Source organism: Pseudobutyrivibrio ruminis DSM 9787 (assembly GCF_900218035.1).
In the GTDB taxonomy this organism is placed as follows: domain Bacteria; phylum Bacillota; class Clostridia; order Lachnospirales; family Lachnospiraceae; genus Pseudobutyrivibrio; species Pseudobutyrivibrio ruminis.
In genome coordinates, this window is record NZ_OBMR01000003.1 from 155,867 (window position 1) to 175,052 (window position 19,186).

General features: G+C 37.6%; 28 protein-coding genes. All 28 read left to right on the plus strand.

Features of this window, described 5'->3' with window-relative positions:
• Positions 1–201, plus strand: coding sequence for a hypothetical protein (locus tag CRN97_RS02625; RefSeq protein ID WP_097075768.1), 201 nt, complete (start codon positions 1–3; stop codon positions 199–201).
• A gap of 106 nt (positions 202–307) precedes the next feature.
• Positions 308–649, plus strand: coding sequence for a helix-turn-helix domain-containing protein (locus tag CRN97_RS02630; RefSeq protein ID WP_097075769.1), 342 nt, complete (start codon positions 308–310; stop codon positions 647–649).
• 124 nt (positions 650–773) lie between these two features.
• Positions 774–1,310: a hypothetical protein gene (locus CRN97_RS02635; protein ID WP_097075770.1), complete on the plus strand. Its 537-nt coding sequence runs from the start codon at positions 774–776 to the stop codon at positions 1,308–1,310.
• Positions 1,311–1,484: 174 nt separating this feature from the next.
• Positions 1,485–1,694: a hypothetical protein gene (locus CRN97_RS14095; RefSeq protein ID WP_179670657.1), complete on the plus strand. Its 210-nt coding sequence runs from the start codon at positions 1,485–1,487 to the stop codon at positions 1,692–1,694.
• Positions 1,695–1,995: 301 nt separating this feature from the next.
• On the plus strand, positions 1,996–2,541 hold the full coding sequence (locus CRN97_RS02645; RefSeq protein ID WP_097075772.1) for a sigma-70 family RNA polymerase sigma factor: 546 nt from the start codon (positions 1,996–1,998) through the stop codon (positions 2,539–2,541).
• A gap of 466 nt (positions 2,542–3,007) precedes the next feature.
• Positions 3,008–3,418: a type II toxin-antitoxin system PemK/MazF family toxin gene (locus tag CRN97_RS02650; RefSeq protein WP_242961990.1), complete on the plus strand. Its 411-nt coding sequence runs from the start codon at positions 3,008–3,010 to the stop codon at positions 3,416–3,418.
• The gene (locus CRN97_RS14100) at positions 3,370–3,543 is read left to right on the plus strand and encodes a hypothetical protein (RefSeq protein ID WP_179670658.1); all 174 of its coding nucleotides are present in this window, start codon (positions 3,370–3,372) and stop codon (positions 3,541–3,543) included. Before CRN97_RS02650 ends, CRN97_RS14100 begins: the two co-directional genes overlap by 49 nt.
• 52 nt (positions 3,544–3,595) lie before the next feature.
• Positions 3,596–5,284 (plus strand): recombinase family protein, encoded by a 1,689-nt coding sequence (locus tag CRN97_RS02655; protein ID WP_097075774.1) that lies wholly within the window; start codon positions 3,596–3,598, stop codon positions 5,282–5,284.
• A gap of 858 nt (positions 5,285–6,142) precedes the next feature.
• A complete protein-coding gene (locus CRN97_RS02660) occupies positions 6,143–6,541 on the plus strand; it encodes a DUF2127 domain-containing protein (protein WP_097075775.1) in 399 nt (132 codons plus the stop codon).
• A gap of 9 nt (positions 6,542–6,550) precedes the next feature.
• Positions 6,551–7,081: a nitroreductase family protein gene (locus tag CRN97_RS02665; protein ID WP_097075776.1), complete on the plus strand. Its 531-nt coding sequence runs from the start codon at positions 6,551–6,553 to the stop codon at positions 7,079–7,081.
• A gap of 34 nt (positions 7,082–7,115) precedes the next feature.
• Positions 7,116–8,003, plus strand: coding sequence for an alpha/beta fold hydrolase (locus tag CRN97_RS02670; RefSeq protein ID WP_097075777.1), 888 nt, complete (start codon positions 7,116–7,118; stop codon positions 8,001–8,003).
• A 123-nt stretch (positions 8,004–8,126) separates the two neighbouring features.
• Entirely contained in the window at positions 8,127–8,930 is an 804-nt protein-coding gene (locus CRN97_RS02675) for a MerR family transcriptional regulator (protein ID WP_097075778.1), read from the plus strand.
• Between the two features lie 58 nt (positions 8,931–8,988).
• On the plus strand, positions 8,989–9,735 hold the full coding sequence (locus tag CRN97_RS02680; RefSeq protein WP_097075779.1) for an N-acetyltransferase: 747 nt from the start codon (positions 8,989–8,991) through the stop codon (positions 9,733–9,735).
• A 302-nt stretch (positions 9,736–10,037) separates the two neighbouring features.
• Positions 10,038–10,214, plus strand: coding sequence for a hypothetical protein (locus CRN97_RS02685; RefSeq protein WP_176757607.1), 177 nt, complete (start codon positions 10,038–10,040; stop codon positions 10,212–10,214).
• Positions 10,207–10,830 carry a Fic/DOC family protein gene (locus tag CRN97_RS02690; protein WP_026504805.1) on the plus strand — a complete coding sequence of 208 codons (624 nt, stop codon included), beginning with the start codon at positions 10,207–10,209 and terminating at the stop codon, positions 10,828–10,830. Before CRN97_RS02685 ends, CRN97_RS02690 begins: the two co-directional genes overlap by 8 nt.
• Before the next feature lie 426 nt (positions 10,831–11,256).
• On the plus strand, positions 11,257–11,541 hold the full coding sequence (locus CRN97_RS02695) for a helix-turn-helix domain-containing protein (RefSeq protein WP_330400062.1): 285 nt from the start codon (positions 11,257–11,259) through the stop codon (positions 11,539–11,541).
• Positions 11,538–11,855, plus strand: coding sequence for a hypothetical protein (locus tag CRN97_RS02700; RefSeq protein ID WP_097075780.1), 318 nt, complete (start codon positions 11,538–11,540; stop codon positions 11,853–11,855). Before CRN97_RS02695 ends, CRN97_RS02700 begins: the two co-directional genes overlap by 4 nt.
• 139 nt (positions 11,856–11,994) lie before the next feature.
• Positions 11,995–12,615 (plus strand): TetR/AcrR family transcriptional regulator, encoded by a 621-nt coding sequence (locus tag CRN97_RS02705; RefSeq protein WP_097075781.1) that lies wholly within the window; start codon positions 11,995–11,997, stop codon positions 12,613–12,615.
• 64 nt (positions 12,616–12,679) lie between these two features.
• Entirely contained in the window at positions 12,680–13,378 is a 699-nt protein-coding gene (locus CRN97_RS02710) for a transglutaminase-like domain-containing protein (RefSeq protein ID WP_097075782.1), read from the plus strand.
• A 59-nt stretch (positions 13,379–13,437) separates the two neighbouring features.
• The gene (locus CRN97_RS02715; RefSeq protein ID WP_330400064.1) at positions 13,438–14,061 is read left to right on the plus strand and encodes a class I SAM-dependent methyltransferase; all 624 of its coding nucleotides are present in this window, start codon (positions 13,438–13,440) and stop codon (positions 14,059–14,061) included.
• Between the two features lie 192 nt (positions 14,062–14,253).
• Positions 14,254–15,165 carry a cyclophilin-like fold protein gene (locus tag CRN97_RS14250; RefSeq protein ID WP_242961991.1) on the plus strand — a complete coding sequence of 304 codons (912 nt, stop codon included), beginning with the start codon at positions 14,254–14,256 and terminating at the stop codon, positions 15,163–15,165.
• 11 nt (positions 15,166–15,176) lie between these two features.
• On the plus strand, positions 15,177–16,220 hold the full coding sequence (locus tag CRN97_RS02725; RefSeq protein ID WP_179670659.1) for an alpha/beta fold hydrolase: 1,044 nt from the start codon (positions 15,177–15,179) through the stop codon (positions 16,218–16,220).
• A complete protein-coding gene (locus tag CRN97_RS02730) occupies positions 16,180–16,545 on the plus strand; it encodes an ACT domain-containing protein (protein WP_027438426.1) in 366 nt (121 codons plus the stop codon). The genes CRN97_RS02725 and CRN97_RS02730 overlap by 41 nt, the downstream gene beginning before the upstream one ends.
• Positions 16,546–16,835: 290 nt before the next feature.
• On the plus strand, positions 16,836–17,030 hold the full coding sequence (locus tag CRN97_RS02735; protein ID WP_330400065.1) for a DUF7695 domain-containing protein: 195 nt from the start codon (positions 16,836–16,838) through the stop codon (positions 17,028–17,030).
• A gap of 48 nt (positions 17,031–17,078) precedes the next feature.
• Positions 17,079–17,660 carry a metallophosphoesterase family protein gene (locus tag CRN97_RS02740; protein ID WP_242961992.1) on the plus strand — a complete coding sequence of 194 codons (582 nt, stop codon included), beginning with the start codon at positions 17,079–17,081 and terminating at the stop codon, positions 17,658–17,660.
• Between the two features lie 77 nt (positions 17,661–17,737).
• Positions 17,738–18,016 carry a type II toxin-antitoxin system RelE/ParE family toxin gene (locus CRN97_RS02745; RefSeq protein ID WP_097075887.1) on the plus strand — a complete coding sequence of 93 codons (279 nt, stop codon included), beginning with the start codon at positions 17,738–17,740 and terminating at the stop codon, positions 18,014–18,016.
• An 18-nt stretch (positions 18,017–18,034) separates the two neighbouring features.
• Positions 18,035–18,331, plus strand: coding sequence for a HigA family addiction module antitoxin (locus tag CRN97_RS02750; protein ID WP_074790802.1), 297 nt, complete (start codon positions 18,035–18,037; stop codon positions 18,329–18,331).
• Positions 18,332–18,478: 147 nt separating this feature from the next.
• Positions 18,479–19,138: a hypothetical protein gene (locus tag CRN97_RS02755; RefSeq protein WP_097075785.1), complete on the plus strand. Its 660-nt coding sequence runs from the start codon at positions 18,479–18,481 to the stop codon at positions 19,136–19,138.
• Positions 19,139–19,186 lie beyond the last annotated feature (48 nt).

Consider the following 19,186-nt stretch of genomic DNA (forward strand, 5'->3'; position numbering starts at 1 on the left):
ATGTCAAAGTGGGCTTTTAATTACGATTCTGGTGAATATGAAGATATTGATCGTGATGGTTTCAGCTGGACCCGTGGCGAGTATACTTATAATTGGGATGACAGTGAGTATCGTCGTGAAGAAGAGGAGGAACGTCGTAGACAGGAAGAGGAAGAAGAGAATCGACGACAGATGTTTGATAACGATAATGAGTGGTGGTAGATAGCTAAATCTTACTACGGTAAGAAATATTCTTCCCACCGTGGTAAGAGGTTTTCTTACAATAATGGTGTAGCACTTTCGCGGGAGAATAGGAGGTGTTTTCACCATGGACACTTTAATGACGGGCAAGGACTTTATTGCTAGATTAGATGAACTCTTGAACGAAAGATGCATGTCAGATAGTGATATTCATAAAAAGGTGAAGCTGTCGTCAGGAACAATAAGCAAGATGAGATCTAATGGCAGTGATCCAACATTTAGAACCATTCAACTGGTATGCATAGCGTTAGGTGTATCGCTGAGCGAATTTTTTGATACTAATAAGAAACCACAAAACGGAGATTATTTCTCTGAGTATGAGTTGGAGCTTGTTGCTTTATCTAGAAAAGCAAATCTTGAACAAAAAGGAAGACTCCGAGCATACGCTGAAGGTCTTGTTGGGAATTAAATAGCAGAGTTCGCGGCGGAATTGAAATCTTATAGTTGTTTATTAAGCGAGAAGATTGGAAGCAATTCCAGCCTTCTCGCTTTTGTTATTTAAGAAAAGGACATTGTTGGAGGGAGGCAAGGTTATGTCAAAAAACGAGCAGCGCATAGACAATTGGTGTGTGCGAGAAGAATTCGAACCGGCGTTAGTGCTAGAATTGACAAGGGTTCTTTTGGAGCACTTTCGAAGTGGATTAAAGATTTCGGATATGTTCCATCCAAATCTTACAGAAGTGGATTTGAAGAAACAAAAGGATACTATGAGACGAGATTTTCTGGAAGCGATTCGTTTGCCGGTGGATGATTCCTTGGATCTTCAGGACAGGCTTTTTCAAGAACTTCGAGACTGCCCGTGGATGCGACCGTTGATTGAACAGGTTTTAGAAGAAATTGCAGCTACTGTTGATGAGGGGCAGCTGTATAAGCGGATTATAGAGAACTATTACCTGAATGATAATCCTATGTCCAATGATGAGATGTCGAGAACTGAGAGTCTTTCATCTGCATCAATTGAGCGCAAGAAGCGCGAAGCCATCAAATGCTTTGGAATAAGCATGTACCGATATGCATATCGCAGGGAATGCGAGGAAAGTGAAAAGGAATCAAATAATGGAAGCAAGTGAGCTATAGGCTGCTGTTTTGCATGTAGATGTGAGACAGCAGCCTTTTTTCATTTGATGGATGTTTGATGGTTACAAGATGGTTTGTTGAGAATCGATTGATAACGTGTTGATGGGCTGCACACTAGGTTTTCATGTTATGCTATTTTTCGACGAGGTAATTACCCGTTGGGGAAAATGGTTAATGAGGAGGTTGTTTATGGCGTGGAAACAGTGAAGGACATCAAAGTTTGGCTTTGTTGCCCGGTATGTGGTAACAAGCTATTTACGGGGAAGAGTTTTGAGGATATTAGTATTAAGTGCCCTTGTGGGGCCATTGTACAAGCTGAAGCTAAGCATTTACAAATACTGATTAATGTAGAAAGTTTAAAGCTTAGGAGTAAGTGAACTATTACAACTGAATAACTGAGCTGTCTGCAGAGATAAGGAATCCGGCATAGATCCAGGAAAGCTTGCGGCAGGCAGCAAGAGTTTGTTATCAGCTTGAACGACAAGGATTCGTTGAAAGGCGGAGCAAAACAGAAGGAAGTACATTATTGTACTCTGTTTTGCTTTGCCTTCTTTTTTTGTGCTTCTTTCTGTTGCTCTGATGGTGAATATCAGTGCATGAGTGGGAAGCATATGTAGGCAGATATCCCTGACTGCCGGTTTTTGAAACTTATCAATTTTCAAGAATCGGAGGTCAGATATGAGTTTAGATCGAATTGCAAAAAAATTGAATAGAGGGCAGGGGCAGTACAAGCTTGTTAGCTTGGTGCATCATTATCCAGGAATTAAAGGTGGTGTGAAGTGGGCGGTTGCAACAAACCTTTCTCTAGAGGAACTGGAAAAAGTTGCAGAAGGTGAGTTGAATATCTTCAAACCTTTTATTTTGATTACACCGGAGCAGGGAAAAGTGTTTGACGAATTTGAACAGCTGGATAAAAGGCTGGAGATGGAAGAACTGAGGCATCAGTCCGCCTTTGCTTTTTATGAAGATATCGAAGGTTATGTAGGAGCTCAGTTTATGCACGAGATATGTAGTGGTTTGGATCAGGAGGATGCATTGGACGCACACATTGTACGTACAGCATTGAAACAGCTTTCGGAAAAGCAGCAGAGAAGGTTTCGTTTGTTCTTTTACTATGGCTATAGCGAGAATGAGATTGCACGAATTGAAGGTGTGTCACAACCAGCGGTGCATGATTCAATCCAAGCCGGGCTTAAGAGATTAAAATATATGCTTAATTGGTAAGTTTTTAAAAAAGTTTCTTTAGACACCTTATAGATTAGGGGTAGTTCAGTGGGGTTAAGTGAGAGGATATTTTTTTCTCTCACTTGATCCTTGACATCTGAATACACATTCACTAAGTACGTTTCCGTGGATTCGAGCCTCATAGGTACGCCTTGCGCGAGATAGCCTCACTGGAAAGTCGGTAGCACCGGCATTGGCGAAGACGGCCACGGGTATAATGATACTTCCGCTTAGCCACAGCCAGTAGGGCATGACCTGAACACGCAATGGGAGCGGCTAGACGAGAACCGTCTTGAGGATGAACCTATGGAGCTGTGCTGCAGCCGCTTAGTGATTTCCCGTATCTCTGGGGTGTCGTGGACAAGTAAGAGATTTGATAACTGTTTTTTTAGGAAGAGCTTCTTTTGTGTACTGGCAGAGGAAGCCTTCCTTTTTACATAGGAATTTGTCAAGAATGGAGGTGGTAATGATGGAAATTAAACGAGGAGACATCTTCCTTGCGGATTTAGGTGAGTCTATTGGTTCAGTTCAAAGAGGAGAACGACCAGTACTGGTTGTTCAAAATAATAAAGGCAATAAGTATTCACCTACAGTAACTGTTATTCCAATTACCACCAAGATTCATAAGAGCAAAGAATTCCCAACACATACCATATTAGAAAACATTGGAGGACTTGACGAAAAATCAGCATCAATGGCGGAGCAAATTACAACCATTGGCCGCGAAAAGTTGATGCGATATATAGGGAGTTTGCCAGAGAGTTTTATGAAAAACGTAATTGACGAGACGCTTTGTATTCAGTTGGAGATTAAGGGAGGTAGAAAAAAATGGAAGGAATGCAGGAAGTCAAGTTTCCACCGGAAGCAGAAAAGTTAGCCATTAAGCTTGCTGCTTTCAGTATTATGGAAAAGCTTTGTGACGAAGGAAAGATAACAGAAGATGAATTGAAATATATTGCTAAGAAACGAGATATTGACATCCTTGTGAGAATAACAGCTTGATTATATCATGCTATCAACATCTAGATGAAAATAGAAAATGAGGTGGAAACAGATGATACGTAGAGCAGCAATTTACGCTCGTGTTTCTACAGAACACGAGGCGCAGATATCAGCACTTGAAAATCAGGTGCAGTATTATGATGAGCTTCTGTCACGTCATCCTGAGCTTACACTTGTTGAACGATATATTGATGAAGGAATAACCGGAACTTCTATTCATAAGAGAGAGGGATTCCTTCGAATGATGCAGGATGCAAAAGATGGAAAGTTCGATCTTATTATTACCAGAGAGGTATCACGATTTGCTAGAAATACGGTAGATACTCTTCAGCAGACTAGAATACTTAAGTCTTACGGAGTCGAAGTGTGGTTTACAGAAGATAATATCTGGACACTGAATGACGAAGATGGTGAACTGAGATTATCGATTATGGCTACACTTGCTCAGAATGAAAGCAAGAAGATATCTCAGAGAGTAAAAGCCGGCCAGATGATTTCATTTAAAAATGGAGTTATTTATGGTACTGGAAATATTCTTGGATATGACCGCGTTGATAAAAATCATTTTGTTGTGAATAAGGAGCAGGCGAAAACAGTTAAGAGAATATATGAATTATATCTGGAAGGCAATGGTTTGCGACGTATCCAAGATATCATGGAGCAGGAAGGTCGGAAAACGGCAACAGGCCTTACTAGATGGTCTTCTAGTAATATTAGTAGAATCCTTAAGAATTCATTTTATTGTGGAAGAATTGAGTATCGTAAGGAATACGTGCCAGATTACCTTACTCAGAAAAAGATACGTAATGATGGTGCGGTTGAAAAGGTTTATGTTGAGGGAAATCATGAGCCTATTATTACTCCAGAGATGTACGATGAAGCTCAGCGAATGAGATCTTTGAATTCATTTGAAAAGAAGGATGCCAAAGGAAATATAAAGATGAACGGCCAGTCTCCTTGCAAGAATGTCTGGGGAAGAAAATGCAAATGTAAATGTGGACACGCTTTAAATAGAAGAATGGCACATATGTCCAAGACTGGGGATCCTTCCTTTGTATTTCAATGTTATGATCAGCTTCATACTGGTACTCCTCGTTTTAGAAAGAAAAAGGGACTTGATATAGAGGGCATTTGCGACAATGATACATTTATGGAATGGAAACTTGTCGTTCAAGCGGATTTTCTATTTAAGAAATTGGTATCTAATAGACAAGCGATTTATGATGATGCGATATCTATGGCTGAAGATTTACTTGATGTAAAATCAAATGGAACAAACGTTAAGGAAAAGGTTGAGAATAACATTAAACAAATTGATAAGCTAAAGAGTCAGATATCAGTACTTGTAGATATGTGCACTTTGGGGGATATTTCCAGAGAAATGTATCAAAGGAAGAAAGAAAAGTTAGAAAAGCAGATATCAAATCTTGAGAAATCTAATGAAGAATGCCAGCAGGAGGTGCTCGAATCGGAAAATGATATTCTTAAGCAGGAGAGAATTAAGAGCCTTACTGCATTTATTAATATGGAAGCTTTTGATCTTAGAGCCAAGATTCCTGATAGAATAATTGATGGATTCGTAGAGCGAATCATTTATGATAAGGGAGAATTTATTTGGTATCTGAATCCACAGGTTGGAAACGCAATATTTAAGGTAGATACAACAGACTGGAAGAAGAAAATGTTTAAGGCTAATAAAATGGTGTATCCCAGTTTAAGCGGCACAGGCAGCTATCGCTAACAAGTAATCTGAGATTACTACACTGCGTTGCATAAAATGAAATAATTGGGCTCAGCCCCTTGGCTTTTTGTCGGGGCTGGGCCTTTTTTGTTATTGTGGGCTGTTTGTTGGAGGGGACTTTTGGGGATAATTCCGGTCAAATTATAGTTAAACTCTATAAAATGCATCCCAAATGTTGGACTTGTTGTTTTAGGATGCATGCATCTAAGTTGTAATTTTGTATGATGCATCCCAGAGGAGAATTATGTGTTGTTGGGATGCATATGATTAGAGTTGATTTTAGTGATTTTCATCCCATAGGTGTTTTTTGCTTTTTGGGGATGCATATGTATAGAGACGATTGCTTAAGTTTATGCATCCCATAGTCAATATTTTGAGATTTGGGATGAAAAAGTATTTGGCAGTATGCATCCTGAATACGCATTATCGATATACGGGATGCATTACTGCTAAAAAACTGTTTCTAGCACTGCTTGAGAAGATGTTGTGTGGCATTACTTGAAAGCCGGATTGAAGACGTACAGTTATTATTTAATAAATACAATTTTTAACTGTATGGAAATGCCTAGTTGAAATAGTTTTGAAAGCATTATGACGATATGACAGAGTGTTGCTACTCATGATTAATATTCTGTATAGCTATTTTGTGGAAATAATACACACTAGGAGAGATTTTTTGAGACGGATACAGTTTTTTTCTGAAAGAATACAAATATAACTGTATCATTGATAAAAATATTGCAACAGGACTGCTTAAATAGTAGGAATATCGATTTGGTATTTCGTGAAGACTAAGGATTCTGTATAATTAAAGGCAGGAAAATTAACAAATCGGAGTTTATGGGGCGAGGAAAAACTATGAAAAAATATAAGATAGCAGCAATTATCATGATTATTCATGGCGGATTCATGGAGCTGGCTGGTGTGCTATGTATGATACCTGCGTTGTTACTAGGAAATGATAAGTTTGATATTGGAAAGTTTTTTGAATTCAAGCTTCAATATTTCCAAGATAACATTTATATGATGATTGTTATGGGGGCAATCTACGGTGTGATTAGACTGATTGGTGCTATAGGACTACTTAAAAATAGAATGTGGGGGTTAGTGCTGTCGGTAATCATCTGCATAATAACCATTACGCTGATGATGTTTTTATTGCCAGCCGGCATTATGGATGGAATTCTTGCTGGAAGTGCATTGATATTGATTTTAATGGGATTTTATGGCGATAGAAAGATAACTAATGATTTGTAAGGAGATGTTATGAATACTATAGATGCAATCAAAAACAGACATAGTTATCGTGGAAAATACACTGGAGCAAAAGTGCCTAGAGAGGACCTGGTTACCATCTTGGAAGCAGGGCTTATGGCTCCATCAGGTTGCAACAAGCAGACAACGAGTCTTATCTGCGTTGATGATCCTGAGGTTCTTAAAAAGGTTATGGGAGTAATTGATCCTCCTGTTGCTGAGACTACTCCAGCTCTAATTTGTGTTCTGACAAAGAGAATCATTGCCTACAGAGACAGGTGTTATTCTGTTCAAGATTATTCTGCTGCTATCGAGAACATGCTTTTAGCAATTGTTGATCTGGGCTATCAGAGCTGCTGGTTTGAAGGCCATGTCACTGACGAGGACAGGATTGGTGACAAGATTGCAAGAATATTGAACGTTCCTGAGGACTATGAACTAGTATGCATTCTTCCTGTTGGAACTGCTGAGGGTGAGCCTATGAATCCGCCTAAAAAGAGCTTTGAAGAGAGAGCATGGTTCAATTCTTTTAACGGTAAATAATTGTAGATAGAATTATATTTTAGGATAACGTATTATGGGCAATATAAAGAACGGAAAGTTCGTTTATAAAAATGAAGACGGCAGGAAGAAGATGCATGAGTTCTACGATAAGACCCTTGCAGCTCTTGATGTACCATATTCGGAAGATTATTTTGATACATCATTTGGCAAAACCCATTGCCTTCTCGTTGGTGATCCTGAAAAGCCAAGGATATGTACAATACATGGCGGAAACGGGATCACAACGTTGAATCTGAAACTGTTTCTTCCGTTGCTTCAAGAATACTGTATCATTGCACCGGATGTGATTGGTATGCCGGGGAAAAGTGATCCATACAGAAATATAAGCAGCAAGAAGGATGAGTACGGACTATGGATCAAGGAAGTACTGGATCATTACAAAGAAGATCGGATATCCTTTGTTGTATCTTCCTACAGTTCCGCTATGTTTCTTTCATTTGCCAGGATGTATCCGGAGAATGTAAGAAGTGCATTGCTTCTGGTTCCGTCAGGAATTGCACATGGCTCGATACTGCCTATGCTGGGCAAGATGGTCGTTCCGTTTATGAAATACTATTTTAGTCCTTCCGGGAAAACACTTGATGCAGTGATTGAGTCTATGGGTGGAAAAGGGGATTCGATATGGAGAGAATTCTTCGACATTATGATGTCCTCATACAAGATGGAGATGAGACCTCCCAGGGAATATAAGAAGAGGGAAATGATATCGTTTAAAGCTCCTCTTCTGATAATCGCATCGGAAAAGGATATCTTTTTTCCGTCAGGCAGAGTATTTAACAAGGCAGGGAAAATCTTTGCAGGACCTGTCGCGATGGTTGAAATAGATAGTAAACATCTGCCATCAGATGAAACTATGGTTGATGTATGTAAACGAACAATAGAGTTCTTTGAGAATACTTAACGAGAATATCTTTCAGTTTTACGTTTTATGAAAACTTAAAAAATGTATATTGACTCTCACATTATGTGAGGGATTATCGTTGTAGTGAGCTCAAGAGAAAAACATCCATGGAGGTAGGAACAAATGCTTAAAATAGGCGAATTTTCAAAACTATCCAGAGTAAGCATCAGGATGTTACGTCACTATGATGATATCGGACTTTTGAAACCGGCTGAAATCGATAATTTTACTGGGTACCGCTATTATCGAGAGGAACAGCTTTTTACCATCGGAAGAATCACATCACTCAAGGATATGGGTTTTGCCCTTGCAGATATTATCAAGATCCTTGACAGCTATGATGATAAAGAAAAGATGGATGCCTTCCTGTCAGAGAGGCAGAAGGAGCTCTCAAAGCTTTCCAAAGAAACGGAGTACAAACTGATGCTTCTGGAAACAGCCAGAAAGAGGCTGAGGAAGGAGCAGAATATGAGTTTTGATGTAACTGTAAAAACAATACCAGAGAGATATGCTGCCACGGTTCAGATGGTGGTTCCTCACTATGAAGATGAAGGAATGCTTTGGAATACAATGATGAGCGAATGCAAGAATCTTGTGCCGGCTGATCCGTGCCTTGCGGCGGCAGAGTTCCTCGATCCCGAGTACAAGGAAGAAAATGTCGAGATCATTGCGTGGATGACTGTGAATGGTTCTTATAACGATACGGAACATGTAAAGTTTAAAAATCTTCCTGCAATAAAGGTTGCAAGTTGTATCATTAAAGGCAGCTACGACCAGATGGGTGAGGCATATGCAACTGTGGCGTCATGGATCAAAGCTAATGGATATAAAATGAATGGACCTATGTTTAATATCTATCATGTGAGTCCTGCACAAACACAGAATCCTGATGAGTATGTAACGGAAGCTTGTTTCCCTGTTGAGTAAATACTATCTATGCCAAGGAGCTTAAGTGTTCCTTGGCATATTATTGAAAGGAGCGGTCATGGAATATGTTTATGTAACAAAAGATAACCTCGAAGAGGAGCATATTTGCTGCGCGATATCAAATAATAAGGATGCTCAGGTTTCTTCTAAGAAGGCATGGCTCTTGGAGAGGTTTGATGAAGGACTTGTTTTCCTAAAGAGCGTAGAGCGCGGAAAGTGCTTTATCGAATATATCCCGGCGGAAAACGCATGGATTCCGATAGCGGCAGATGGATATATGTACATTGACTGTCTTTGGGTGTCCGGGGGTTTCAAAGGACATGGATATTCTACTGATCTACTTACTGCCTGCATCGAGGATAGTAAGGAAAAGGGGAAAAAAGGGCTTTGTATTCTTTGCGCTTCAAAGAAGAAACCGTTTCTGGCTGATCCGAAGTTTCTGAAGTACAAAGGATTTGTCGTGAGCGATGAAGCTGATAATGGTATTCAACTTTGGTATATGCCGTTTGATAAAAATGCAAAAGCTCCAGTGTTTAAGGAATGTGCAAAACATCCGCATATAGAAGAGAAGGGATATGTTCTGTACTATACGAATCAGTGCCCGTTCAATGCAAAATATGTCCCGGTTTTGGAGCAGACGGCAAAAGAAAATGGTATTGCATTCAAGGCAATACATCTTAAAAGCAAAGAAGAAGCACAGAATGCACCGACACCGATTACGAATTATGCGTTATTCCATGATGGGGAGTATGTTACAAACGAGCAAATGAACGATAAGAAATTCTTAAAACTTGCAGGAAAGTGATATTCGTATTAACCGGAATACAATGTAGACCGACAAATCGGTATTTTGTCGAGCTCTTAATTGAATAATGAACATTACAAATGGCAGTTATCGAAAGATAACTGCCATTTGTTACTTTCAAAAAAATAAATATATTTAAAGTTTTGAAAATGCGGCGTAAAAATTTACGTTGCATTTGCGTCGGGTTTAATAGTTTTCGCCTGTAAAAATGTATTTCTACACTAATTGAAAAGACTGCGCGGATATAAATCGAAATATATGCCGATATATGTTAAAATATAATAGAAAAGGAGGCGGATATTATGACTAATGCTGACGCATGGAATTATGCAATAGGTATGATTAAAGTAGACGGTCTAGAGCCAACTAAAGATTTTAAAGAATATATAGAAAAAGAAAAACGTGGTGAAGTAACAATGGAGGATGCAAAGCGTTTTTTAGATAAGAAATATAAGATGAAGGAGTCCACAAATGCGTGATCCTTATCTTTATGAGGACGTTCCTGTACTAAAAAATATTCTTGGTATAAAATCTCAAGAATTGCTGGATGAAGCTGAGGCTGATTATGTTGTATATCGATTAAAAGATGTAGCAATTAATCCATTGCCGGGAGATTATCACACGGAACATTTTCTTAAGATGCATCAGGTTATCTTTCAAGATATATTTGATTGGGCGGGTTCGCCTCGAACTATTTCGATTTATAAAGAGGAAGATGTTTTAGGTGGACAATCTGTAGAGTATTCTGATCCGTTTGATATTGTTTCTGATATTCATCATGTATTGAAAGACATGAGAGAAAAAGAATGGGATGCATTTAATCATGAAGAATTAGCAAATCAATTCTGCGATTCTTTAGCGGCATTGTGGAAAATTCATCCATTTAGAGAAGGAAATACTCGAACTACAATAACTTTTTGCTGTCAATTTATTGAAGCACAAGGAATAATGATTAATCGAAAGCTTTTTGAAGAAAATGCTGGCTATGTTAGAACTGCTCTTGTTGCATACAATGCATTCTTTTCTGATGGAAGTGATTTTAGCAAAAAAGAGTATTTATATAAAATTGTTTATGATGCTCTTTCTGAGCAATAATGTGAACGTTGCAAAAAGTGTCGTAGGATAGCACACCACTACAGGCAGCTATCGCCGAGTCACGTCAGTAAGCGAGACCAGTTGTTTTTTTGGAACTTTTGAAATCTCGAAGTATGAGATAATCAGGTTGATGTAAGAGAATTACTTTTTGTAGAGTTTACAGAAGCCGGTGATGAGCAGAGATTAACTGCTAAGTATAGTTCTTTCCTTAAATTACTCAAAAAACTATCTGATCGAGAAGTAGAAGATGTATATTGGGTAATAAAGCGTAAGGTTGAAGGACTACTTTAAAATAGAATAAGGCTCGGAATGCCCGCATTGCAGATTACACCTGCTTTGCGGGTATTTTTTATATTGACATATACGGAGACCGTATATATAATAAAAACAGAAAGATATACGGAGACCGTACATAGGAGGTGCGTTATGGCAGATTTAGATTTGAAACTTGATGGTATCGCAAATGGATTATTAGTTGAACAAACTGATAAGAAAAAAGCCGATGCTGAGCAGAAAAAAAGAATGTATGCAAGCGCCTTTGCTTATATCAGAAGCCAGACGGGAATGAATAAGAAGGAGTTTGCTGAATACCTTGGAATTCCTTATAGAACTTTACAGGACTGGGAGCTTGGAAATACCCAGGCTCCGGAATATGTGCTCCGATTAATTGCTTATAAAGTACAGATGGAGAAGGAAAGGGGGAACCTATGATGACAGTATTATATGGTATTGGAACAGTTGTAAGATTTATTCTTAGAGTAGTATTATTGCCGGTACAGGCAGTACTTACACTTGTGATGCTTGCGATGGCATTTATAGGTAGCCTTGCATGCACTTTATTTGAAATCCTTGGAACGCTAGGCGTAATCTGTGGCTTGTATGAATTTATTAGCAGCACAGGTTCTGCTACCTCTGGATGGCAGTTTTTGATAGGCGGCATTCTTCTAGTTATTATCCCTCAAGCTTTGATAATTTGGGGAGAAGCGGGATTACTGAATTTAAAGGATCTTTTGGCAAGAATATAGATTAATATTAATTTACTAAAAGGAGAGCAGTAAAAGCTCTTCTTTTTTTGTTCCTGCATTGACAGTATAATTTAATGGGAGTAAGATAACAGTGTTACGTAACAGTGTTATCAAAAAAAGAAAAACGATGGTGTGACATATGAAAACAGATAATGGAACCAAAGAAAAACTTTTAAATAGCGCAAAAGAAGAATTCATGGAAAAGGGTTTCCAGAATGCTTCGCTTCGAAAAATATGCAGCAAAGCTGGAGTAACTACTGGCGCAGTTTATTGTTTCTTTGGAGATAAAGAAGGATTGCTTACCGGTTTAGTAGAGAATGTGTATCAAAACGTTATGCATACGATTAGCAATCATATGAAGGAAATGTCATCTGAGGGCTTTGCTGCTCATATGCATGAGATTGGAGACCATGATTCTTTTGTTGAAGAGTTGGTTCACACGTTATATCAGGACTATGATGCAGTGGTACTTCTGATGTCAAAATCTGCCGGATCAAAATTTGAAAATGTGGTAGAGGATCTAATATCTCAAGTAGAATCACGACTTGGTGATTTGGCGGAAACATATGCTAAATCAGTTCAAGGGAAGAGTGTAAATTACTATATGGTTCATTGGCTATCACACTTGTCAGTAATGTCGTTTGTTCATGCTTTGACACATTTCGAAGATGAGAGTGAAGCTCTAAAATATATGAAACCTGCAATGGAACATCTAATTGTGGGCTGGAGGAATTTTATACTAGAAGATGTAGAAGTGTAGGTTTGGGTTGGACAATTATATTCGAATTAACTGGCATCCGTTTGTTTGAGAGGGTGAAGACATCATGGAAAGATACTTGAAGGAAACGCGAATGATAAATTATTCAGATGAGAGTATTCAAAATCTGATCAAAAATAGAGGATGGAAAGAATTAGATACGTATGAATGCTTAAAGTCTATCTACGATTATGTAAGGGATGAAATACTTTTTGGATACAATGTTGACGACAATATCCCAGCATCAAAAGTTCTTAGCGATGGTTATGGTCAATGCAACACAAAAGGAACGTTGTTTATGGCGTTGCTTCGTGCCTGTGGTATTCCTTGTCGAGTTCATGGATTTACTATCAATAAAGAATTGCAAAAAGGAGCAATGACAGGATTTGTTTATAAAAATGCGCCACAAAATGTTTTTCATAGTTGGGTAGAAGTGTACTTTGAAGATCAGTGGTATGAGTTGGAAGCATTTATACTTGATAAGTCTTATGTAAATAATCTTCAGAAAAGGTTTGCAGATTGTACAGGCGCATTCTGCGGATATGGTGTAGCAGTTAAGGATTTTCATAATCCTGTTTTAGATTTCAATAAGAATAATACTTACATTCAAAGTGAAGGAATTAATCAAGATTTTGGCGTATATGATTGCCCCGACAATCTGCTTGTAGAGCATCATCAGGAGATGTCACCACTTAAGGCATTTGGGTACAAGCACATTGGAAGGCATTTAATGAATCATAATGTTAAAAGGATAAGGAACAAATAGAAAATAATAATACATATGTGAAAGGCTTTGTTATGAGGACAGCGGAAGAATACAAAAATATGACAATTAAAGAATTTACCAAAGCTGCAGATGTATATGAGTCTGATCAGGCTGGTATATATGAAATATGTAAGGATGATTATCCATATATCGCAGCTGAATTAGATAAAGAAGAATATCACGATTTGTTAGACTGCGGATGTGGTACAGGTCCAATGATTTCTCTTTTACATGAAATGGACTCAAAAAAACATTATACTGGATTGGATATTACTCCAAGAATGATAGAGGTAGCTAAGGCAAAGAATCTTAGCGGTGTAGATTGGGTAGTTGGGGACTGTGAAGATTTACCATTCGAGGAAAACTCCTTTGATGTAATCATTTGTTCCAATAGCTTTCATCATTATCCTAATCCACAGAATTTTTTCTATAGCGTTAAACGTGTGTTGAGACCAAATGGAAGATTGATTTTGCAGGATTATACAGCGCCAAGTATTGTGCTATGGTTTATGAATCATACAGAAATGCCAATTTCTAATCTTTTCGGTCATGGAGATGTTAAAGCATATTCATTAAATGAGATAAAGGCTTTTTGTGAAAAAGCGGGGTTATCGATTGATAATCTGGAGGCATGTAAAAAGTTTAGAATGCATTTGGTGGCGAGAAAAAAATGTAATAGTTAAAAAATGTGGGTATGACCGACACGGATACAGTTTTTTCCTGAAAGAATACAAATATAACTGTATGATTGATAAAAATATTGCAACAGGACTGCTTAAATATTAGGAATATAGATTCGGTATTCCGTGACGACTAAGGATTCTGTATAATATAAGGCAGTGAAATCAACAAATCGCGATTTATGGGGGAGTACTATGATTTTTGTTATTGAAAGCTTAGTCTTATGTGGATTGTTTACTTTGATGGTTTATATCATGTCTAGAAATCCGATTAAGACATTGTACAACTATCCGCCGAAGATTCAGGAGCGTGTAATGTCATTAGATGACTATAAGGATCAGCTTCCTACTCAGAAGAATAAGGTGGTAGCAAAGGTAGGAGCGTCACTATTATTTTTGGCGATTCTGGCTATTATCCTGAGATTTATCAATGGATATACAACATTTTTGCAGACATTTGGATATGGATTTTTACTTTGGACTATCGTAAATGCGTATGATGCAATCGTGCTGGATATCATCTGGTTCTGTCATGATCCACATTTTGTGTTCAAAGGCACTGAGGACATGGTGGACGAGTATCACGACTATTGGTTTCATATCAAAGGTTTTTTCATAGGCGAAGGGCTGGCGATAGTGGTGTGTGCCCTGGCAGGGTTAGTTGTATCGCTGATGCCGTATAGCAGCATTGAACAGCCTCCAAATGCGCCTGACACTGTAGAAGTGCAGGAGGCTATAGTTAAAGAAGATTCAGAGGAAGAGGTAGGGATGATATTACAAATTGATGGAAAAGAAATACCAGTGACCTGGGAAGATAATGCATCTGTGGATGCTTTATGTGAACTTGCAGCCGATGGCCTGGAAATCCAGATGTCTATGTACGGTGGATTTGAGCAGGTGGGCTCCATCGGCCAGAGCATTGCCAGAGATGATAAGCAGACCACCACAAGTGCAGGTGATATTGTGCTCTATTCAGGCAATCAGATTGTTGTATTCTATGGCTCTAATTCATGGGCATACACCAGGCTTGGTAAAATCAATCTGTCTGAAGATGAGCTGACAGAGTTATTAAGTAATGCTGATGTGACATTGAAATTAGCTCAATAGGAAGAAATAGATTGAGTTGTTCAGATGATGAATTATATATGAAGAGAGAAAAAATGAAAAAAATAGCTAGAATTACTGGGAAGATTTTATTACTACTATTAATAGTGTTAGTTGTTCTTATTGGTGGAATTTTTATCTATAACAAGATTATGCTTGCATCTGAAGAGGCGCTAATAGAGAAACCTATTGGGCAATATGTCGAGGTGGATGGTCATAAGATGAATATATACACCGAAGGCGAAGGAAAACATACACTTCTTTTCCTTTCAGGTTCTGGAACAGCTGCACCGGTTCTTGATTTTAAAAGTTTGTATTCTCTTTTGAGTAGCGATTATAAAATAGTTGTTATTGAAAAATTTGGATATGGGTTTAGTGATGTGGTCGATAGTGAGAGATCCTTTGAAACTATTCTTAGACAAGATAGGGAAGCACTCACCAAGGCAGGAATAGAAGGCCCGTATATTCTTTGTCCACATTCTATGTCAGGAATTGAGGCAATAATGTGGGCTCAAAATTACCCAGATGAAGTGGAAGCTATTGTTGGTCTTGATATGGCACTTCCGAGATCCTACGATAATTGGGACTGGGACAGCACAATTAAAAAGGAAAGGCTTGGAGCTTTTGCTCGTGAACTAGGGATAGTTAGGTTATTTTATTCTGATAGTCAGCTTCCAGAAAAACTTACAGACAAAGAAAAGAAGATTTATAGGGCGCTTGCTGCAAGTAAAGCAGTAAATACTTGTATCATAAATGAGGGTTTGGCAATTTCGGATGCAGTAACAGAAATTGATAGAAAGCCCAAGCCTGATATACCAATGCTCATGTTTGTATCAGATGGACATGAAACAGGTGTTGAAAATTGGATAGATATTCAAAGTGATTATATTTCAGATCTTACAAATGCAGAAGTCATAGAACTGGATTGTGGTCATTATGTACATAATTTTAGGCAAGATATAATAGCTGAGAAACTTGTAGAATTTATTGAATCGCAGCTTGTATTGGAGAACATAGATGGAACTGAAGAGAATAGATTGCAAACTAACAGTCTGTAAGGTAACTGAGGTATCAAGTATCAATTTAGAGTCGGATTTTTATTTTATTGGTAAGACAGACGAAGAGGTATCGTTAGTTTGTAAAACGGAAGATACTCCTATAAATACGGTGGAACGAGATGATGGATGGCGAGGTTTTCGCATTCAAGGAGTTCTTGATTTTTCATTAATTGGAATTTTGTCAAAACTTTCAGGTATTCTTGCAGAGCACAAAATTGGAATCTTTGCAGTATCGACATATAACACAGATTATATTCTTGTAAAAGAAGAAAATTTTGAGCGTGCATTGAACGTATTGGCTGCTGAAGGATATACAGTGGTATAACTTCAAAATTGTAGGGAAAAAATGATGTCAAAGTGACTTAGAAAAAATTAATCATTAGGGAATAGGAGGCACTTCGGTGCCTCCTGTTTAATTAAAAATGAGGTCGCAATTATTTATGCAAAGGTGTATCTGACGAAGCCAGATTATTGTGGGAGTTTTCTCTGTTTGTCCCGTAATAAGTAATTGCCACTGAACTACAAGTTCAATGACAAGAGAGAGAGGATGGTTAATAATAGAACATAAAAGATTCCCTTTTGCGGTAATAATTTGGGATTGACTGGAAAGGAAAAATGATGGTAATAATTAAAAATTGTATTAAATGCCTTAAATGTGGAGATATCATTGAATCTGTATCAAGACATGATTTTAAATCATGTTCTTGCGGTGCAGTATGTGTTGATGGAGGGAAAGATTATTTGCGACGTTGCGGTTATCTAGAGGACTACGAAGATTTGAGTGTAGTGGAGGAAGATAATTCAAAGTAGAGTTTATAAGCGTAAAACGATAGAATAAAAGTTAGATATAAAAGGATTATGATGAAATATTATATTAGTGATTTACATTTGTTTCATAATGCGGCTATTAGATTTGATAATCGACCATTTGACAATATTTCAACCATGCATGAATACATACATACAAATTGGAATAATAGAATAACAAATGGAGATACCGTTTATATTCTAGGGGATGTGAGTTTACGTGGACAGAAGGATAATCTGATAGCTTATGTCTCAACTTTGAAAGGGCAAAAGGTTCTTGTTAAAGGAAATCATGATGATGTATCAGATTATAGATATCAGCAATTGTTTTCGGAAATATGTGATTACAAAGAAGTGCATGATTCATTTGATGGGAAGAATTATGACCTGGTGTTAAGCCATTATCCAATATATAGTTGGAAAAATATGGGGCGGGGATGGATACATTTGTATGGCCATACTCATAATAGCATTGAGGATGATATGTATCTGAAGGCACTTAGTGATATGAAGATTAACTGTGGTCATTTACATGATAACAATCCAGTGGCAGTCAATGTAGGTTGTATGAAGCCTTGGATGGGATATGAACCTAGGACGTTAAGGGAAATTCTTGAGGGGATAAATAATTGACTGCGCCTTGGTTCCTAGGGATTATAAATAAAGTAAAAGGAGTTGACACCTGTTACGTTACGGGATACAATATACATATGATAAAATCTTTTTCACATAAAGGTTTGAAGGATTTCTTTGAAACCGGATCTAAGAAAGGTATACAGGCAGATCATGCACCTAAATTGTCAAGAATGCTTGATAGGTTGGATGCAAGCACTAATCCACAGGATATGGATTTACCTGGGTATCGTTTGCATCCACTCAAAGGGGATAAAAAAGATATGTGGGCAGTTACAGTAAATGGCAACTGGCGTATGACCTTTTATTTTGAAGGACTAGATGCATATCTTGTTGATTATACGGATTATCATTAATTGATAGGAGGTAGAATAATGACACGAAAACCAACACATCCCGGAAGTGTTTTTTTAGAAGATGTAATGAAGCCTCTTAACTTAACAGTTACTGAAGCTGCATTTATGTTAGGAGTTAGTAGGAAGACCTTGTCAGAATTTGTTAATGAAAAATCATCACTTAGCCCTGATATGGCTTTACGTATTGCTAAAGCAACGAATACTTCAGCTGAAAGCTGGCTTAATATGCAACTAAAATTGACATTGTGGACTGCTAGTCAGAATGAACCTAAAAATGTAATTCCATTTCCACTACCAGATATTATGGAGGGGTAATAAATCACAAATAATGTTTGTAGATGTAGAAAGCTCAGGCTCGAGTTATAGAGTCTGGGCTTTCTTTATACTACAAGTTCAATGACATATCTAACATTCCGTGAGACAATATTATAGGTAAGAAAAATGGTTCTAGGAGGGAAGATTATGTCAGAAAAAATGTTAGTTACACAGGCTCTTGATGAGAGAGATTTACTTGTAAAAAAGATTTCAGACAAGATTGCTAAAGCAAGCTTTGTCGATAGTATTAAACATAATGAAGAAAAGGTTTTTGATGGAAGAATACAAAAGGATGAATTTGCAAAGAATGCACATAGTGCATATCAGCAGATTGAGGACTTAATTATTCGTTATCAGAAAATTGATTCTGCCATCGTTGCTTCTAATGCAGCGACAGTAATTAAAACATCTTATGGTGAATATACTGTAGCAGGTGCTATATCTCTTAGAAGCAGATTGAGAAATAGTGATATATATGATTCAAGCCTTGATTTTGAATATAATTTACAAGAAAAAATGGAAGAAGAATTAAATAATTGTTTAACCCAAATTGAGTTGAAAAATAGACAGCTTCAAAGTACTGCTGAAAGTATGAGAATGTCAATCCTAGGAAAAGATACGAAAGTAAAGGATGATAAGCCTCTTGAGGTTGTAGATACATATGTTAAGGAAAATACAACTGAGCTTGTTGATCCTTTAAATATTAAGGAAAAGATTTCTTTACTCAAGGAAAAAAGAGATACAATTCTATCTGAACTTGATACTCAGATAAAGGTTTCTAACGCGACAACTTTTATAGAAATATAATGCTTTTGCCTGCAATACGTAAACTATAAACCCAGCTTCCCTGTAACA